Source organism: Janthinobacterium sp. (assembly GCF_031995485.1).
In the GTDB taxonomy this organism is placed as follows: Bacteria; Pseudomonadota; Gammaproteobacteria; order Burkholderiales; family Burkholderiaceae_D; genus Janthinobacterium.
This window is the reverse complement of the sequence record NZ_DAMAGB010000028.1, coordinates 17,376-33,653: the sequence shown is the minus strand read 5'-3', so window position 1 is coordinate 33,653 and position 16,278 is coordinate 17,376. Positions and strand designations below refer to the sequence as shown.

Sequence of the window (16,278 nt, the reverse complement as noted above, 5' to 3'; positions counted from 1 at the left end):
CCGCGCACGCGGTCCTTCACTGTCTTGTTCGTCGGGCGGTGCGATCCGGTTCAATCTTTTTGCACATTTTTTTTGGCCCGCATCCACCGGCAGGCATTCAGGCAATGTTTCTTCGGTGCTATATAATCGCCAACGGCCTGCCTGCCCTGACCACCCTGACCACTCCATGAGCGCATTGCCCGTCAATCCCGCCGAACTGCTCGCCGCCATGGCGTCGGGCGACCAGCGCGCGCTCGATGCGCTGTACCGCGCCTGGTCGCCGCGCGTGCGCGTGTTTGCGCGGCTGCAACTGGCCGGCTGTGGACTCGATGCGCATGCGATTGCCGACGAAGTGACGGTGGACGTCTTCCACGATGTATGGCGCGCGCCGATGCGCTACGACGGCCGGGTCGCCTTTGGCACCTGGCTGCTGACGCTGGCGCGCAACAAGGCCATCGACCAGATCCGCCGCCACGGCAAGCGCCAGGCGCGCGAAGACTCGATCGACCGCGATGGCCATGAGCAGGCGCAGCTCGACGAATCCGATCACGATCCGGGGCCGCAGGCGCGGCACGAAGGCGCGCAGCGGCGCCACGGCATCCTTGACTGCCTGCGGCGGCTGCGCAATCCGCTGCAGCGCGAAAGCCTGACCCTGTGGGCCATCGACGACCTGTCGGTGGCCGATATCGCGCAGATCCAGCAGGCGCCGGCCGGCACCGTCAAGACGCGCCTGTTCCATGGCCGCCTCAATTTGCGCCAGTGCCTGGAGCGCTGGCTGGTACAGGAAGGGCAGGCATGACCGAACCCATCGACCAGAAGGACCAGCAATTGCGCGAAATGCTGCGCGCCGCGCTCGATGCGGAAGCGGCCGCCATGTCGCCCGATGCGGGCCTGGCACAACTGCACCGGCGCCTGCGGCGCCCGGCCTGGTGGCGCCGCATCAGATGGCCATCCCTGCCCTCGCTGGCGCCCTTGACGATCACGGCGCTGGCCAGCCTGTGCCTGGTGCAAGGATGGCTGCTGTGGCAGCCGCGCGACCCTGCCGACCAGCTGCAGTGGCGCAGCCTGCCCGGCATGGAAGCGCCAGCTGCCGCCTCGCTGCGGGCCCGCTTTGCGCCCGGCGCCACCGTCGCGCAAATGAATGCCGCACTGGCGCAGGCCGGCGCCACCATCGTGGCCGGCCCGCTGGCCGACGGCAGCTATCTGCTCGACGCGCTTGACCCGCAGGCGGCGCTGCGCAGCCTGCAGACGGGCGGCATCACGGTGGAAGCCGCAACCACGCCGTCCCATCCATGAAGCGCAGGCTGTGCTGGCTGATCGTGTGCAGCCTGGTTACGGGCACGGCGCTGGCCGGCGAACGCCATGCGCTGCTGATCGGCGTGGGCGACCTGCCGGCACTGCCACGCACCGCCTGGCTGGCCGGCCCCAGGCTCGACGTGGCCGCCATGCAGGGCGCGCTGCGCCAGCAAGGCTTTGCGCCCGGCCATATCACCCGCCTGGCCGATGGCGGCGCGGGCGGCACTGAACCGACGCGCGCAGCCATCCTGGCGCAACTGGCGCAGCTGGAAAAAACCCTGGGCAAAGACGACGTGCTGCTGCTGTACTGGTCCGGCCACAGCGTGCTGGCGCCCGGCTATCCGGGCGACGCCACCGCGCCGGGCCAGCGCACGCGGCTGCTGACGCGCGACAGCCGCATCGATGCAGGCGGCCGGCTCGCAGGCGGCATCGCCAGCGCCGAACTGGGGCGCGCCATCGATGCGCTGTCCGCGCGCCAGGTGCAGGTGGTGGCCGTGTTCGACACTTGCCATGCGGCGGCCGGCACGCGCGCCGGCGACGACCTGGTCTGGCGCGGACTGGCTGCGGCCGACCTTGGCTGGCGCCAGCGCGCCGCCAGCGACACGGGGACGGAAGCGGCGCGTGCGCGGCCCCGCTTTGTCGGCTTTTTTGCCGCCGAAGCGCAGCAGCGCACGCCCGAGTCGCGCAGCGTGCCAGCGCCGGGCCAGGCGGCCGGACTGTTTACGCGCGCCGTGATCGCCGCCCTGCAAACGCAGCCGGCCACCTATGCCGTCTGGGCCGGCAGCGCCAGCGCGCAGTACCGCGCGGCGCTGCAGTCCTACCAGCTGCCGCGCTCGGCCTGGCCGTCGCCCGTGTATGCCGGCCTGCTCGACGCGTCGCTATGGCGCGCAGGCGACGGCGCCCCTGCTTCCCTGTGGCCGGTGCAGCGCGATGCCGATGGCTGGCGGCTGCCGTATGGCCTGCTCGACGGCGTGCGCAGCGGCGACCGCTTCGACGCTGGCGGCGCACGCTGGCGCGCCGGCCAGGCCGGCTGGAACAGCACGCCGCTGGTGCTGGAAGCCGATGGCGGGCAAACCCTGCCCGATACCAGCTGGGGCCATCGCACGCCAGCCAGGCAGGCGTCGGGCAAGGCAGGCATCAACGACGTGCTGGCGCTGCCGCCGGCGGCAGGCCCGGCGCTGCTCGATGCGCGCATCGAACTGACCCTGCCGGGCAAGGCGCCGCGCGAGCTGCCGCTGGCCGATGGCGACCTTGGCATCCTGCCGGCCGGCACGCGCCTGCGCATCAGCGTGGAAAACCGCGGCGCCGGCTCGGTCGACCTCGGTATTGCGCACCTGCCGCAGGATGGCGCCGCCACGCCCATCTATCCGGCGCTGGCCGGCGACAGCAACCGCATGCCGCCCGCCATCGGCAATGGCATCAGCCGCTTCGAGCGCAGCTTTGTCGTCAGCGGCCCGCGCTATGGCGTCGAGTGGCTGGCGCTGGTGGCCGCGCCGGCCGGCCATGGCGCGCCGCCGCGCCGTTTCGCCATCCTCGACACCGTGCCGACCGCGACGCGTGGCGCATCGGTCGCGGTGCCGTTTGATGTCGCCGGACAGGCCCAGCTCGCGCGCGTGTCGTGGAAGTCCGTGCCATGAAGCGCTGGCTGTTCGTGCTGCTGCTGGCCGCGCCCGTGACCGCGATGGCGGCGGACAGCTGCCAGGCCACCGTCGCGCCGTGGCTGGCGCAGGCCAACGACGCCAGCGAGGCCGAACAGCCGGCCGTGTCCCTGCCGCTGTTCGAACGGGCCGTCGCCGCCTGCCGCGCGGCGGGCGACCAGGCGGGCCTTGCCACCGGCCTGCTGGGCCTGGGACAGAGCCTGCAGATGCTGCACCGCCATGCGGACAGCGAACAGGCGCTGCTCGAAGGCTGGGCCATCCGCCAGCAGCTCAATGAGCGCGATGGCGATCCGCGGCGGGAAAGCATGTATTACCCGGCCGAACTGATGTACCTGTACCGCCAATGGAGCCGCTTCGAGCTGGCCTGGCAGTGGGGCGACGTCGCCCTGGCGGCCAAGGCGCGCCTGATCGGCAAGGACACCGTGTCGTATGGCACCAGCCTGTCGAACCTGTCCGGCGTGGCGCTGCAGACCAGGGAGTATGCGCGCGGCCTGCCGTATGCGCAGCAGGCGATGGAGACCTGGGAGCGCACCTCGGGCACCGGCAGCACCGATCACGCCTGGGGCATGCGCGACGTCGGCGTGCTGCTGCTGCGCATGGGCCGCATGCAGGAAGCATACGACTATCTGGAGCGCTGCTACCGCATCCGCCTGGCGGCATTCGGCGAAGACGCCACCGAGACGCAGACCAGCGTCAACGACATGGCCAACTGGCATACCCTGAGCGGCAACGACCGGCAAGCCCTGTCGTTCGCGCAGCGCGCGCTGGCCAGCGCCGTGCGCAAGTCCGGCCCTGAATCGATGCAGGCCAGCGTGGCCCTGAGCCGCCTGGCGGGCATCCATCTGCGCCTCGGCGAAAGCGGCAAGGCGCTGCAGGAAGCCGAAGACGGCCTGCGCATCCGCCGCGCGCTGTTTGGCGACCGCCACGCTTATACCGTCAACGCCTGGCAGGATGTGGCGCAGGCGGCGCTGGCCGACAATCAGCTGGGCCGCGCCGAAGTGGCGGCCAGCGAAGCGCTGCGCCACTGCGGCAGCGTGTATGGCGAGACGGCGCCCGCCTGCGCCGCGCATCAGCTCGCGCAGGGCAATGCGCTGTTCGCGCTGGGGCAGTATCCCGGCGCCCTGGCGGCGGCGCAGGCGGCGGCGCGCCTGGCCACCTCCAGCATGCAGGCGCTGCCCGGCGACGAGGCCGAGGCGCTGCTGCTGGCGGCGCAGGCACAGAGCGCACTGGGCTTGCAGCACGAAGCCGCAGCCGGGCTGGCGGCGCTGGAAGCACGCCTGAGCCTGACACCGCCCGCCTCCGGCGCGCTGCTCGACACGGTGCGCCAGGCGCATCTGCTGGCGCGCGCCGACGTCATTGATTCTGCCGGCCTGCCCGCGCTGGCGCAGGACGCCTCGAACATGGCGCAGCAGCTGGCCGGCGCGCGCGGCGCCTCCCATCCGGCCCATGCGCATGCGCTGCTCGATGCGGCCGCACTGCACGCACGCGCCGGCGAGCTTGCCACGGCGCGTGCACAGGCGGCGCGCGCGCTGGCCATCGCGCTGGCCCATGACAACACGCTGCTCGAAGCGCGCGCCGCCGCGCAACTGGGCGCGCTGGAACCGGACGCCGCCGCCATCTTCCTCGGCAAGCAGGCCGTCAATGCGCTGCAGGCGGCGCGCGCCGGCACGTCCGATTTGCCGGCGCCGCTGCGCCAGGGCTTCGTGCGGCAAAAGCGCGCCGCCTACGGCCAGCTGGCCGACCGCCTGCTCGACCAGCGCCGCATCCACGAAGCGGAAACCGTGCTGGCCATGATCCGCGAAGACGAGTTCCACAGCCTGGTACGGAGCAGTGCAGGCATCGATCCCCGCACCACGCGCCTCGATTACAGCGGCGTGGAAGACGCCTGGCAGCGCCAGTTCGCCACGCGCGGCGCCGCCTTGCGCGAAGGCGCCCGGGCACTGGCGGTGGCGCGCGAGCAGCAGGCGCGCAATGTGCCGCAGGCCGATGCGCAACTGGCTGCCGCCCGGGCATCGATGGACGCACTGCTTGACGGCGCCACCGCGGCGCTGCTGGCGCTGCCATCCACGCCTGCGGCCGCCATCCTGCGCGACGCGCCCGCCGCCAGCGTGCAAGCGGCGCCTTTGAAGCGCGGCACCTTGCACCTCACCTATCTGGTGACCGGCCAGCGCCTGCGCATCGTTGCCCGCCGTGCCGGCAAGGCGGGCAGCCGCATTCACGACGTGGCCATCGACGAGCGCACGCTGGCCCGGCACATTGCCCGGCTGCGCCGCAGCGCGCAGGATCCGGGCAGCGACGCCATGCTCGATGCACAGGCGCTGTATGCACTGCTGATCGCACCGGCGCGCCGTGAGCTGGCCGGCGCCACCTCGCTGTCGCTGTCGCTCGACGGCGTGCTGCGCTACCTGCCGTTCGCCATGCTGCATGACGGGCGCCGCTGGCTGGTCGAGCGGTTGCCGGTCTCGCTGTACGCCAGCACCGGCACGCCGGAACAGGCGAACACGCGGGCACCGTCGATGGCCCTGTTTGGCCAGACGCAAGCCAGCGGCGAGCTGCCGGCCCTGCCCTTCGTGCAGCAGGAATTGCAGGCGGTCGGCGCCATCGAACGCGCGGCGCGCATTCCCAGCCATCTTTATCTCGATGGCGACTTCACGTCCGAAGCGCTGCGCCAGGCGCTGCCGGCCAGCAGCGGCGTGCATATCGCCAGCCATTTCGTGCTGCGCTCGGGCGCCGGCAACGACTCGTATCTGCTGCTCGGCGACGGCCGCAAACTGAGCCTGGCCGAACTGGGCGAAGAGCGCTACCGCTTTGCCGGCCTGGATTTGCTGACGCTGTCGGCCTGCGAGACGGCCGTGCCGGCCGGCACTGACGACACGGGCCGCGAGCTGGCCGGCCTGGCCTGGCTGGCGCGCCAGCGCGGCGCGCGCAATGTGCTGGCCAGCCTGTGGCGCGTGTCGGACCAGTCGACCGCCACGCTGATGCGCGACTTCTACGGCGCGCTGGCGCAGGGCAGGAGCAAGCCGCAGGCCTTGCGCCAGGCGCAGCTGCGGCAGATCCGTGCCGGCCGCAATGGTTCTGCCGGCACCCGGCGCGGTTTGACGCCGCTGGAGCAGGCCACGCCGGTGGCTGGCGGCACGCTCGACCACCCTCGCAGCGATACCCGCAGCCACCCCTTCTACTGGGCAGGTTTTATCCTGCTCGGCTCCTGACCATTTTTATTGTTGATTGACTTATCCATGCCTTTTTCTCCCCGTCCGCTATTGACCCTGCTCTTGACCGTTGCCTGCCACGCGCAAGCGGTGGAACCGATCGTGCTGCATGTCGACGCCAGCAATGTGGCGCAGCAGATTTTCCGCATCCAGTCCACCATTCCCGCCACGCCCGGCAAGCTGACCCTGCTGTACCCGCAATGGATACCGGGCAACCACGGCCCCAGCGGCCCGCTGAACCAGCTGGCCGGCCTGCGCCTGTCGGCCAATGGCCAGCCCCTGGAATGGACGCGCGACCCGGTCAACATGTTTGCGTTTCACGTCACCGTGCCGGCCGGCGCATCGGCCGTGCAAGCGCAGTACCAGTTCCTCTCGCCGGTGGAGCCGAACCAGGGCCGCATTACCATGACCAGCGAAATGCTGGGGGTGCAGTGGCAGGCCATGGCCCTGTACCCGGCCGGGCGCGCCACGCGCGAGATCGCCGTGCAGCCCAACCTGCTGCTGCCGGCCGGCTGGCAGTTCGGCAGCGCGCTCGAAGTGCAGAGCCAGGCGGCAACGGCGGCCGGCCAGCAGGTGACATTCAAGCCGCTGGACCTGGAAACCCTGGTCGATTCGCCCCTGTTCGCCGGCCGCCATTTCAGGCGCATCGACCTCGATCCCGGTGCCGTCAAACCGGTGCACCTGAACCTGGTGGCCGACAGTGCCGACAGCCTGGAAGCGACGCCGGAGCAGATCGCGCCGCACCGCGCGCTGATGCAGCAGGCCTACAAGCTCTTTGGCTCGCGCCACTACCAGCATTACGATTTCCTGCTGGCGCAGAGCGATGAATTCGGCGGCATCGGCCGCGAGCACCAGCAGTCGAGCGAGAACGGCGTCAAGCCCGGCTACTTCAGCGAGTGGGACAAGAATGCACCGGGCCGCGTGCTGCTGCCGCATGAACTGACGCATTCGTGGAACGGCAAGTTCCGCCGCCCGGCCGGTCAGGACACGCAGGACTTCAACACGCCGCTGGAAAACAGCCTGCTGTGGGTCTACGAAGGCCAGACCCAGTACTGGGGCAATGTACTGGCCGCGCGTTCCGGCCTGGTCGATCCGCTGCACATGCGCGACCTGTTCGCCGCCACCGCCGCGCGCTACGACGTGGCGCCGGGACGCAGCTGGCGCGCCATGCAGGACACCACCAACGACCCTGTCATCAACGCCCGCCGCCCGCAGGGCTGGAGCAGCTGGCAGCGCGATGAAGACTATTACATGGAAGGCTCGCTGATCTGGCTCGAAGCCGACACGCTGATCCGCGAGCTGTCCGGCGAGCGCCGCTCGCTCGACGATTTCGCGCGCGCCTTTTTTGGCGTGCAGGATGGCCGTACCACCGCCCTGCCCTACACCTTCGAGGATGTGGTGGCGGCGCTGAATAAAGTGCAAGCATATGACTGGGCCACCTTCTTGCGCAGCCGCGTCGACGGCCACGGCCCCGGCGCGCCGCTGGGCGGCCTGGCCAAAGCCGGCTGGAAACTGGTGTATCGCGACACGCCCACCGCCTTTTTGAAAGCCGACGAAGAACGCAGCAAGAGCACCGATCTGACCTATTCGCTGGGCGTGGTGATCGACAAGGACGGCAAGCTGGGCCGGCTGCTGTGGGACGGCCCCGCCTTCAGGGCCGGCCTGTCGGGCAACACCACCTTGCTGGCCGTCAATGGCATGGCTTATGCGCCCAAGCTGCTGAAAGCGGCCATCAAGGCGGCCAAGGACAGCGCGGAGCCGATCAGCCTGCTGGTGAAAAAGGGCAAGCAATACCGCACGGTGGCGCTCGACTACCACGACGGCCTGAAATATCCGCAACTGGAACGCATTGCCGGCACGCCGGATCGCCTGAGCACCATCCTGCAGCCGTTGAAATAAGGCTATCGCGCGCTGGTGCACGCGGCCCCGTTTTAAGATGGTGGAATAAATTTTGTTTGGGCTGCGGGTGGCGTCGGATTGCGCGTAGCGCTAATCCGACCTGCGCGCCTTGTGACACCACGCAGCTCACGCAGGCCGGGTTAGCCCGCAGGGCGTCACCCGACATGCACAGCCAGCCATTCACCAAGGAGAAATCATGATCACGCTCTACACCTGGACCACGCCCAACGGCCGCAAGCCGATTATCCTGCTTGAAGAACTGAACATTCCGTATCGCATCGAAGCGGTCAATCTCCAGCAGAACGAGCAGTTCAAGCCGGAATTTCTGGCCATCTCGCCCAACAACAAGATTCCCGCGATTGTCGATGAAGATGCCGAAGGCGGCTCGCTGGCCCTGTTTGAAAGCGCCGCCATCCTGATTTACCTGGCGGAAAAGCACCAGCAGTTCCTGGCTCCTGCCGGCCCCGCGCGCTACAAGGCGCTCGAATGGCTGAGCTGGCAGATCGGCGGTCTCGGCCCGATGCTGGGCCAGCTGGGCTTTTTCGAGCGCGCCGAGGACAAATCCGAACAGGCGCTCAAACGTTTCCGCGAGGAAGGTGGAAGATTGCTGACCGTGATGGAAAAGCAGCTGACCGCCGCACCGTACCTGGCCGGCGACGCGTACACGATCGCCGATATCGCCGCCTACCCGTGGGTGCGCGCGGCCGAAGAGCGCCTCAAGGGTGCACTGGGCGCCCAGCTCGAAGCGAGTCCCGCGCTGCAGCGCTGGCTGACCTTGGTCGGCGAACGCCCGGCCGTGCAGCGCGGCATGGCCTTGCCGAAAGTCTGACCGCCACGCTGGCGATTTTTGCCGTGCGGCCCCTGGTGCTGGCGCGATTTTGGTGTATGCTGGCAGCATGAACAATGACACCGACATCCAGCTCAGCGGCCCTTTCAAGGCCACCGACGGCTCCGGCCGTGCCCACGACATCAAGGCCATCCGCATCTTCGACGAAGGCTACGGCATCATCGACGTGTATGTCGATTTTTCCGCCCCGCTCGAAGCGGGCGCCTACAAGGACAAGACCCTGGTCGGCCATATCCTGGCGCGCCTGCGCAGCCTCGGCTACGTCGGCCCCGACTTCGGCCATGGCGACCTGGGCCTGCAAGACAAGAAACTGATCGTGCTCGAAGCACCGGAAGAGTTTTCCGCTTTTGCCGCCAGCAAAGGCTGGAAAGATCTCTCCGCCGAATTCGACGACGAGTAAACACCTGACCAAACCTGCTGCGCGTCGCGCTTTGCGGCCTGCGATGCTCACCGTGCTCAAGTACGGCTGCGCTTCCCGGCCGCAAATCACTGCCGCTCGCTACGGTTTTCTCAGGTGTTTATTCATTCAGCGCCGCACCTGCTCTATGCCGGTGCGGCGTTTTTCATGCTGCGGCAGCGACGGCCAGATAGCGCGCGCTCCAGGCCGCGATCAGATTGGCCACATACGCCGCATCGTCGCGCCCGGTGAGCAGATGGTCGGCGTCGTCGAGCGAGACAAAGCTTTTCGGATGTTTCGCGGCCGTGAAAATCTCCATCGCATTCGACAGGCTGACCGTGGTGTCGTGCGGCGCATGCATGACCAGCAGCGCGCGGCGCAGGCCGGCAATGCATTGCTTCAGGCTGTGGCTGCCCGCATCGTCGACGAACTGCTGGCGGATGCGAAACGGCCGCCCTTCCAGCTGCACCAGCGCCTCGCCCTCAGCGGCGATCTGGTCCAGGTGCGCGCTGAACATGCGCGTGACATAGGCGGGCGTGCTGGGCGCCGCCAGGGTAACGATGGCGGTCGCTTCCGGTACCTGTGCGGCGGCAGCGAGCACGGCCGCGCCACCCAAGCTGTGGCCGATCAGCAATTGCGGCGCAGCATGGCGTGCACGCAGAAAATCGGCGGCGGCCACCAGATCATCGACGTTCGAAGAAAAATTGGTGGCCGCAAATTCGCCTTCGCTGGCGCCCAGCCCGGTGAAGTCAAAGCGCAGCACGGCGATGCCATGTTCTGTCAGTCCTTGCGCGATGCGCCGCGCAGCCAGCACATCCTTGCCACAGGTAAAGCAGTGCGCAAACAGCGCGTAGGCGCGGATGGCGCCATCGGGAGCATCGAGCCGTGCCGCCAGCAGATGGCCATGGGCGCCGGGAAAGTCTTGCCGGGTGGATTTCATAAAGTGTTGATCAAAAGCTGCCGGACATGCCGGGCGATGGAGCATTGTAACGCTGCTGGGGCAAGCATGTTTTTAACCACAAGCACGCCAGCAAACGTATTGAAACCCCAGTCGCCTGCACAGGCTTCCCGGGGCCAAGCGGGCCTGAAAAATGTCGAGGGCAAGGCGCAGCAACGACGACAGTACGCATGTACGGCTAGGAGCTGCAACGCCGCCATCGGCATTTTCTCAGGGCCGCGTCTCCGCCCGCCCTTTTCAAGCTTTTACTACACCTTGCTCTTAGTGATATGCAACTTAACTGAACAAGCCATGCAAATACCACCTCGGCGCCTCGTCCGCGCTGCCGGCGATGCGTTCGCGGTAGACCCAGTAATGCGCGTGGTCGAGACCCTCGGCAATGAAATAATCGCGCGCCTGCGACTGGCCCCACCAGCCTGCCTCGATGCGCTCGGCGGCCGACACCATCTTCAATGGCGAACCATAGAAGGGGCGGTGCTCGCGCATCAGGAGGGCGATCGGCCGGGCCAGCAGCCAGCCCGGGCGCGGCATGCCGGGCAGGCCCGGCGGCAAGTCCGGCACCGGTGTTCTGGCCGGCGTTTTGACCGGCACCGGCAGCCAGCGGTTGGCCGCCTCGGGGCGATAATCGGCTTGCGGCATGGCCTGCAAGACATTGTCGGTACCGAGGCGCGCCACCAGCAATTCCATCAGGCGCTGGCGTTCCTGCGGCGTGCCGCCCGGCTCGGGAAACAGGCTGTCGCTCGGCGGCGCCATCGGCTGCACCTGCAGCGCGTCGAGGCGCAAGCCGATCACCGGCGCGTCCAGCGTCAGCTGCGCCAGCCGTTCGCGCAGCAGGCGCACCAGGTGCTCGTCGCGCCAGACGGCCTCGCCCAGCGCCAGCTCGACCGTGGTCGGCGCTTTCGCCACCCTGCCCCGCTCATGGATCAGCAGCAAGGCGATGCGCTCGACGGCCAGCTGCCGCGCGCACAGCCAGCCCGTCAGCTGCTGCAGCAGGCGGCGCGCGCCGAACAGCAGCGCCTCGGCATTTTCCACGCGGTCGAACAATTCCAGCGCGGCACAAAAACTGGGTGGTGCTTCGATCCAGACAAACAGTTCGGCGCTGTGGCCGTGCGCGTCGTCGAGCATGTCGAGCAGGGGCCGGCCGCAGCGGCGCTGCAGGCCGGGGCGCGGCAAGCGGCGCAGTTGCCCCAGGCTCAGGCAGCCGATGCCATCGAACCAGTCGATAAAGGGGCGCGCCGGCGGCAGCAGAACGCACGGCAGCCGGTCCAGGCGGCGCACCAGGCTGGCCATGCTGAGGGCGCGCCCGGCATTGCCCTGCGCCAGCAGCCAGGCGCCGCGCGCCGTCGGCGCACATGACAGCACGGCCGTATAGCCCAGCGCGCGCAGGCTCGCTTCGATGCGCCGGCACAGCGCGCGCACGCCGCCGAACAGGCGCAGGCTGGCGCCGGCATCGACCAGCAGGGTCGCTTCCTCGGCTTGCGCCACCTGCGGCGAATATTGCAGCAGCGCCAGCGCCACCTCCTGCTGCGCCTGCGCTTCCAGTTCGGGCGAGCGCTGGTGCACGCGCGCCTGTGGCGCCAGCATCAATGCGCCGGCGCGCCGCATGCCCGGCTTGACGCCGGCCTCGCGCGCCAGCGGCGACAGGGCAATGACTTGTTCCTGCTCAAGCACGACGGTGACGGTGTCAGCCGACCAGTGCGGGCAAAACACTTCGAGCGGGAGCCGGGGCAGGCAAAGGCCGATCCAGAGACGCATGGCGCTGCAGTAAAGAAGGAGGTTGCAAGGGCAGGAACAGCGGCGCATCGCGCTGCGGTCCCCGGCGTTTGATAAAGCCGATCTCGATGCCGCCGGCGGCCGGCCGCACGGACAGGCGCAGCGGCGCCGGCGACGCATCCTGCGCGCCATGCAGCGGGCGCAGCATGCAGAACAGGGTGTTGCCGCCTTGCGCCGCCAGGTGCAGCCGGCGCAGGCTGTCGGCGCGCACCTGGCTTTGCCAGAACAGCAGCGCGCCGCAACTGCCGCTGCGCAAGATATTTTCCGCCGCCCACAAGGCATCCTTGCTGCTGGCGCTGCGCAGCCACAGCAGTTGCGACGGATGCAGGCCTTGCGCGGCCAGCGCCAGCGCCTGCGGCGGATGGGGCGGCTGCAGCAGCACGATCGGCAGGCCCTTCAATTGCGCCAGCGCCGGCGCCAGCAGGCGCAGCTCGCCACTGCCCGCCTGCTGCACCAGCAGGTCGATCAGGCTGCCCATCGGCCAGCCGCCGCCGGGCAGCTGCTCCGACAAGGCGGTAAAACCCGTGTCGACGCAGCGCGTGGCGCCCTGCCCCAGCTGCGATGCGCGCCACAGCGATGGGTGCAAGGCTTCCGGCGCAGCCATCAGTTCAGAATGTTGCATAAGAAATATTTCATAAAGCTATCCACGGAAACACTGTATAAATACACAGTACTATTTGAAAATGGTTTTGGCAAGGCTTATCTGCCGGGACAGCCGCCGCCAGCCGCGTTCCCGGCGATTCCCCTGTACCGAAAAACACTGTTTTTCATCACGATTGCTGTACCATAAGCACTCTCCTTACTACCCGGCATGAGCTCAGCATTGACCGGACAGTTTCTTCATTCCTTAAGGACATCCCATTTGACCACCATACAATTGATCAGTGCCGTCATCTTCGGCCTCGCCCTGCTGCACACCTTTGCCGCCAAGTCCTTCGAGGTGCTGGCCCACCGCCATCCGCGCCATGCGGGCGTGTTCCATCTGCTTGGCGAAGTGAAGTCGTGTTCGGCTTCTGGGCGTTTATCCTGATCATCGCCATGGCCTTCGTGTCCGGCGGCGACGCGGCGATCACCTATGCCGAATCGCGCCACTATACGGAGCCGCTGTTCGTGTTCGTGGTGATGGTGGTGGCCGCCTCGCGCCCCGTGCTCGACGCCGTGCAGCGCCTGCTGAAAAACGTGGCGCGCGCCATGCCGCTGCGCACCGAACTGGCGCTGGCCTGGCTGGGCCTGGCGCTGGTGCCGCTGACGGGCTCGCTGATTACGGAGCCGGCCGCCATGACCCTGGCCGCGCTGATGCTGGCGCCGCAGATCTTTCGCTCCGGCATCCCCGAGTGGCTGAAATACGGCGCGCTGGGCGTGCTGTTCGTGAATGTTTCGATCGGCGGCATGCTGACTTCGTACGCGGCGCCGCCCGTGCTGATGGTGGCCGCCACCTGGAACTGGGACAGCGCCTTCATGGCCAGCCAGTTCGGCTGGAAAGCGGCGATTGCCGTGCTGGTCAACGCCACCGGCGTGTGCCTGCTGCTGCGCAAATACCTGCACAGCAATACTTCCGATATCAAGCCGAAAGCGGGCGAGGCCGAACTGCCGAAAGTGCCGCTGGCCGTCAGCCTGGTGCACCTGGCCGTGCTGGCCGGCGTGGTAGCGCTGGCGCATCACCCGGTGCTGTTCCTGGGCCTGTTCCTGTTTTTCCTCGGCTTCGTGCAGGCTTATGAACGCCATCAAAGCCCGCTGATCCTGAAGGAAGGCCTGCTGGTCGGCTTCTTTTTGGCGGGACTGGTGGTGCTGGGCGGCATGCAGCAATGGTGGCTGCAGCCGATCGTCTCCAGCCTCAAACCCTTGGCGCTGTTCTTCGGCGCACTGGGCCTGACAGCAATTACCGACAACGCCGCCCTCACCTATCTCGGTTCGCTGATCGTCGGCATGAGCGAGGAAGCCAAATACATGCTGGTGGCGGGCGCGGTGGCCGGCGGCGGCCTGACCGTGATCGCCAATGCGCCCAATCCGGCCGGCGTGGCCCTGCTGCGGCGCGGCTTCAACAATGAATCGATCGGCGCGCTGGGCCTGCTGGCCGGTGCCGTGCTGCCAACCGCGGTGGCGGCGCTGGCCTTCCTGGCGTTATAGGGCTTCAGCGGCGCCGCTGGTGGCGCGCAAAAAAGTCCAGCAGCATTTTGCTCGCATCCGGCCCTGCCTTGGCATTGAAAGGCAGGCTGGCGTCGCCGCCGCTCCAGGCGTGCTCGAGCTGCTCGATCTGCGCCACGCGCAGCAGCAAGTCGCCTTCCACCTCGTAATCATGCAGCGCGTAACCATGTGCCGGGTTGCGGCTGCCCTCCGTGCCGGGCGCCCAGCGCTCGGCCGTGACGCGCGTGGTGGCCGGCATGCGGTTCAGGCGGATGCTCTGGCGCACCAGCTGCGCCTGGTTAACCGGCCGCACCACGCTGTCCTGCTGGCCCTGCAGCAATATGGTGGGCAGGCGCGGAAACATGGGCTGGCGCGCCAGCACTTCATCGATGGCGATTTCGGCACGGCTGGCGGCGCCATGCTGCATCACGTGCAGCGCGCCGATCAGGCTGTGGCCGGCGCCGAACACAGGTCCCGAATGCAGGCCCACGGCGGCAAACAGCTGCGGATGATTGAGCGCCACGATATGGGCCATGCCGGCGCCGGCCGAAATGCCGGCGATATAGATGCGCGAGCGGTCGATCGGATAGCGCGCCGCCACCTGCGCGATGGCGCCAACGATCAGGCCCACATCGCCGCCGCCGTCCTGGGTCAGCTTTTCATACCATTTCCAGCAGCGCCGCGCATGCGCGCGCAGCGACTGCTGCGGATACAGCACCGCATAGCCCTTGCGCTCGGCCAGGCGGTTCATGCGCGTACCGTCGGCAAACTGGGTGGCGCTCTGCTCGCAACCATGCAGCATCACCAGCAGCGGCCGGCCCCGTAGCTGCATGGCGGCATTCGGTGGTTTGTCCGGCAGATACAGATACCAAGACAGGCGCCGGCCCGGCAACTGCCCCGGCTCGACCAGCGGCGCATAGTGCGAGGCCAGCCACTTGCCCGGCGCCGGTGTCGTTTTTTTTCGTGCGCGTGGCGGTGACAGGGGGGAGGCCGACACGTCGGGCGCTGTCCTGGCAGCGGGTTTGCGCCGCGGCTTGCTGGCCGGCTTGACGACCGGTGGGCCGAACAGCACCTTGGCCAGCTTGGTGGCAGTGCGCTGCTGCGCCTTGCCGGCACGCAGCAGGCCGCGCAGCCACGTGGTGGCGGGTTTTACCATGATGCACAGCCTCCTTGTTGGAGACCATAGAGTACCGCACTTGCCGCCCGACACTGCACGCCGCCATGCTTTTAAAAGTTCCCTCGACACAATTGAGACAGCTCAAACAGCACCGTGGCCCCATGCTTAATCTGGCTACTCACCGCGCAGTTCCACCCACTTTTCACTGGAGACAACACCATGAGCTATCTGGACCGCGACATGCTGGGCATCTACCGCAACGACACCGGCCCCGGCCCGGCGCTGATGGGCGCCGACACCCTGATCGGCGACGATGTCTACAACCACAGCGATGAGGAACTCGGTGAAATCAAGGAAATCATGCTCGACATGCGCACCGGCCAGATCGCCTACGCCGTGCTGTCCTTTGGCGGCCTGCTGGGCATGGGCGAAAAACTGTTTGCCGTGCCATGGGAACGGCTGACGCTCGACACCGTCAACAAGCGCTTCCTGCTGAACGTGGAAAAAAGCCAGCTGAAAGACGCGCCTGGCTTCGACAAGAACAACTGGCCCGACATGGCCAGCGACGCGTGGAACCAGCAGATGGAAGCGTTCTACGGCAACGGCGTACGCTACGGCAGCGCGGCGGGACGCATGGCCTCGGCGGCAGCCAGCGCCATGCAGGGTGGCGCGAGCATGCAGTCCGACAGCGGCGGCAGCATGTCGGGCGGGCCAGGTACGTCGGATGGGTCGGGTAGGTCGGGTAGGTCGGATTAGCGCGGCCGAAGGCCACGCGTAATCCGACAACATTGTTGGCCCAGCAAACAATAGCCAACATGAGGCGGGCATCGCAGCGTCGGATTACGCGCTGCGCGCTAATCCGACCTACGCATCCTTACCGTTGCATCGATTCCCACACCTTTTGCAAACGCTTGGCCGACACCGGCATCGGCATCCGCAGCTCCTGAACAAACAGGGCCACGCGCAGTCGGGTAGGTCGGATTAGCGCGGCCGAAGGCCACGCGTAATCCGACAACATTGT

Annotated in this window: 12 protein-coding genes and 1 pseudogene; 9 read left to right on the top strand and 4 right to left on the bottom strand. The window is 67.8% G+C overall.

The window, feature by feature from the left end; genetic code table 11:
* Window positions 1-166: 166 nt before the first annotated feature.
* The 7 genes from RTQ46_RS15965 (at window position 167) to RTQ46_RS15935 (ending at window position 9,288) form a co-directional block, all read left to right on the top strand.
* The gene (locus tag RTQ46_RS15965; protein ID WP_312438033.1) at window positions 167-778 is read left to right on the top strand and encodes a sigma-70 family RNA polymerase sigma factor; all 612 of its coding nucleotides are present in this window, start codon (window positions 167-169) and stop codon (window positions 776-778) included.
* On the top strand, window positions 775-1,275 hold the full coding sequence (locus tag RTQ46_RS15960) for a hypothetical protein (RefSeq protein ID WP_312438031.1): 501 nt from the start codon (window positions 775-777) through the stop codon (window positions 1,273-1,275). The genes RTQ46_RS15965 and RTQ46_RS15960 overlap by 4 nt, the downstream gene beginning before the upstream one ends.
* Complete coding sequence (locus RTQ46_RS15955) at window positions 1,272-2,912, top strand: caspase family protein (RefSeq protein ID WP_312438030.1); 1,641 nt, start codon at window positions 1,272-1,274, stop codon at window positions 2,910-2,912. Before RTQ46_RS15960 ends, RTQ46_RS15955 begins: the two co-directional genes overlap by 4 nt.
* Window positions 2,909-6,142 (top strand): CHAT domain-containing tetratricopeptide repeat protein, encoded by a 3,234-nt coding sequence (locus RTQ46_RS15950; protein WP_312438028.1) that lies wholly within the window; start codon window positions 2,909-2,911, stop codon window positions 6,140-6,142. Before RTQ46_RS15955 ends, RTQ46_RS15950 begins: the two co-directional genes overlap by 4 nt.
* Window positions 6,143-6,169: 27 nt before the next feature.
* Window positions 6,170-8,041, top strand: a complete 1,872-nt coding sequence (locus RTQ46_RS15945) for a peptidase M61 (protein WP_312438027.1) — start codon at window positions 6,170-6,172, stop codon at window positions 8,039-8,041.
* A 196-nt stretch (window positions 8,042-8,237) separates the two neighbouring features.
* A complete protein-coding gene (locus tag RTQ46_RS15940; RefSeq protein WP_312438026.1) occupies window positions 8,238-8,870 on the top strand; it encodes a glutathione S-transferase N-terminal domain-containing protein in 633 nt (210 codons plus the stop codon).
* Between the two features lie 67 nt (window positions 8,871-8,937).
* Window positions 8,938-9,288 (top strand): hypothetical protein, encoded by a 351-nt coding sequence (locus tag RTQ46_RS15935; RefSeq protein ID WP_065310711.1) that lies wholly within the window; start codon window positions 8,938-8,940, stop codon window positions 9,286-9,288.
* A 163-nt stretch (window positions 9,289-9,451) separates the two neighbouring features.
* Here the strand turns inward: RTQ46_RS15935 and RTQ46_RS15930 are convergent, their stop codons facing one another.
* The 3 genes from RTQ46_RS15930 to imuA all read right to left on the bottom strand — a co-directional run bounded on the left by RTQ46_RS15930 (window position 9,452) and on the right by imuA (window position 12,638).
* Window positions 9,452-10,225: an alpha/beta hydrolase gene (locus tag RTQ46_RS15930; protein WP_312438024.1), complete on the bottom strand. Its 774-nt coding sequence runs from the start codon at window positions 10,223-10,225 to the stop codon at window positions 9,452-9,454.
* Between the two features lie 294 nt (window positions 10,226-10,519).
* Window positions 10,520-11,998, bottom strand: coding sequence for a DNA polymerase Y family protein (locus tag RTQ46_RS15925; protein ID WP_312438022.1), 1,479 nt, complete (start codon window positions 11,996-11,998; stop codon window positions 10,520-10,522).
* Window positions 11,928-12,638, bottom strand: coding sequence for a translesion DNA synthesis-associated protein ImuA (imuA, locus tag RTQ46_RS15920; protein WP_312438021.1), 711 nt, complete (start codon window positions 12,636-12,638; stop codon window positions 11,928-11,930). The genes RTQ46_RS15925 and imuA overlap by 71 nt, the downstream gene beginning before the upstream one ends.
* Window positions 12,639-12,878: 240 nt before the next feature.
* Here imuA and RTQ46_RS15915 point away from each other — a divergent pair.
* Window positions 12,879-14,143, top strand: a pseudogene (locus RTQ46_RS15915) (putative Na+/H+ antiporter).
* Between the two features lie 4 nt (window positions 14,144-14,147).
* On the opposite strand, the gene RTQ46_RS15910 reads toward RTQ46_RS15915, so the two are convergent.
* Window positions 14,148-15,296: a PHB depolymerase family esterase gene (locus tag RTQ46_RS15910; RefSeq protein WP_312438019.1), complete on the bottom strand. Its 1,149-nt coding sequence runs from the start codon at window positions 15,294-15,296 to the stop codon at window positions 14,148-14,150.
* A 180-nt stretch (window positions 15,297-15,476) separates the two neighbouring features.
* Here RTQ46_RS15910 and RTQ46_RS15905 point away from each other — a divergent pair, with 180 nt between their 5' ends.
* Entirely contained in the window at window positions 15,477-16,013 is a 537-nt protein-coding gene (locus tag RTQ46_RS15905; RefSeq protein ID WP_312438018.1) for a PRC-barrel domain-containing protein, read from the top strand.
* The last annotated feature ends 265 nt before the right edge of the window (window positions 16,014-16,278 follow it).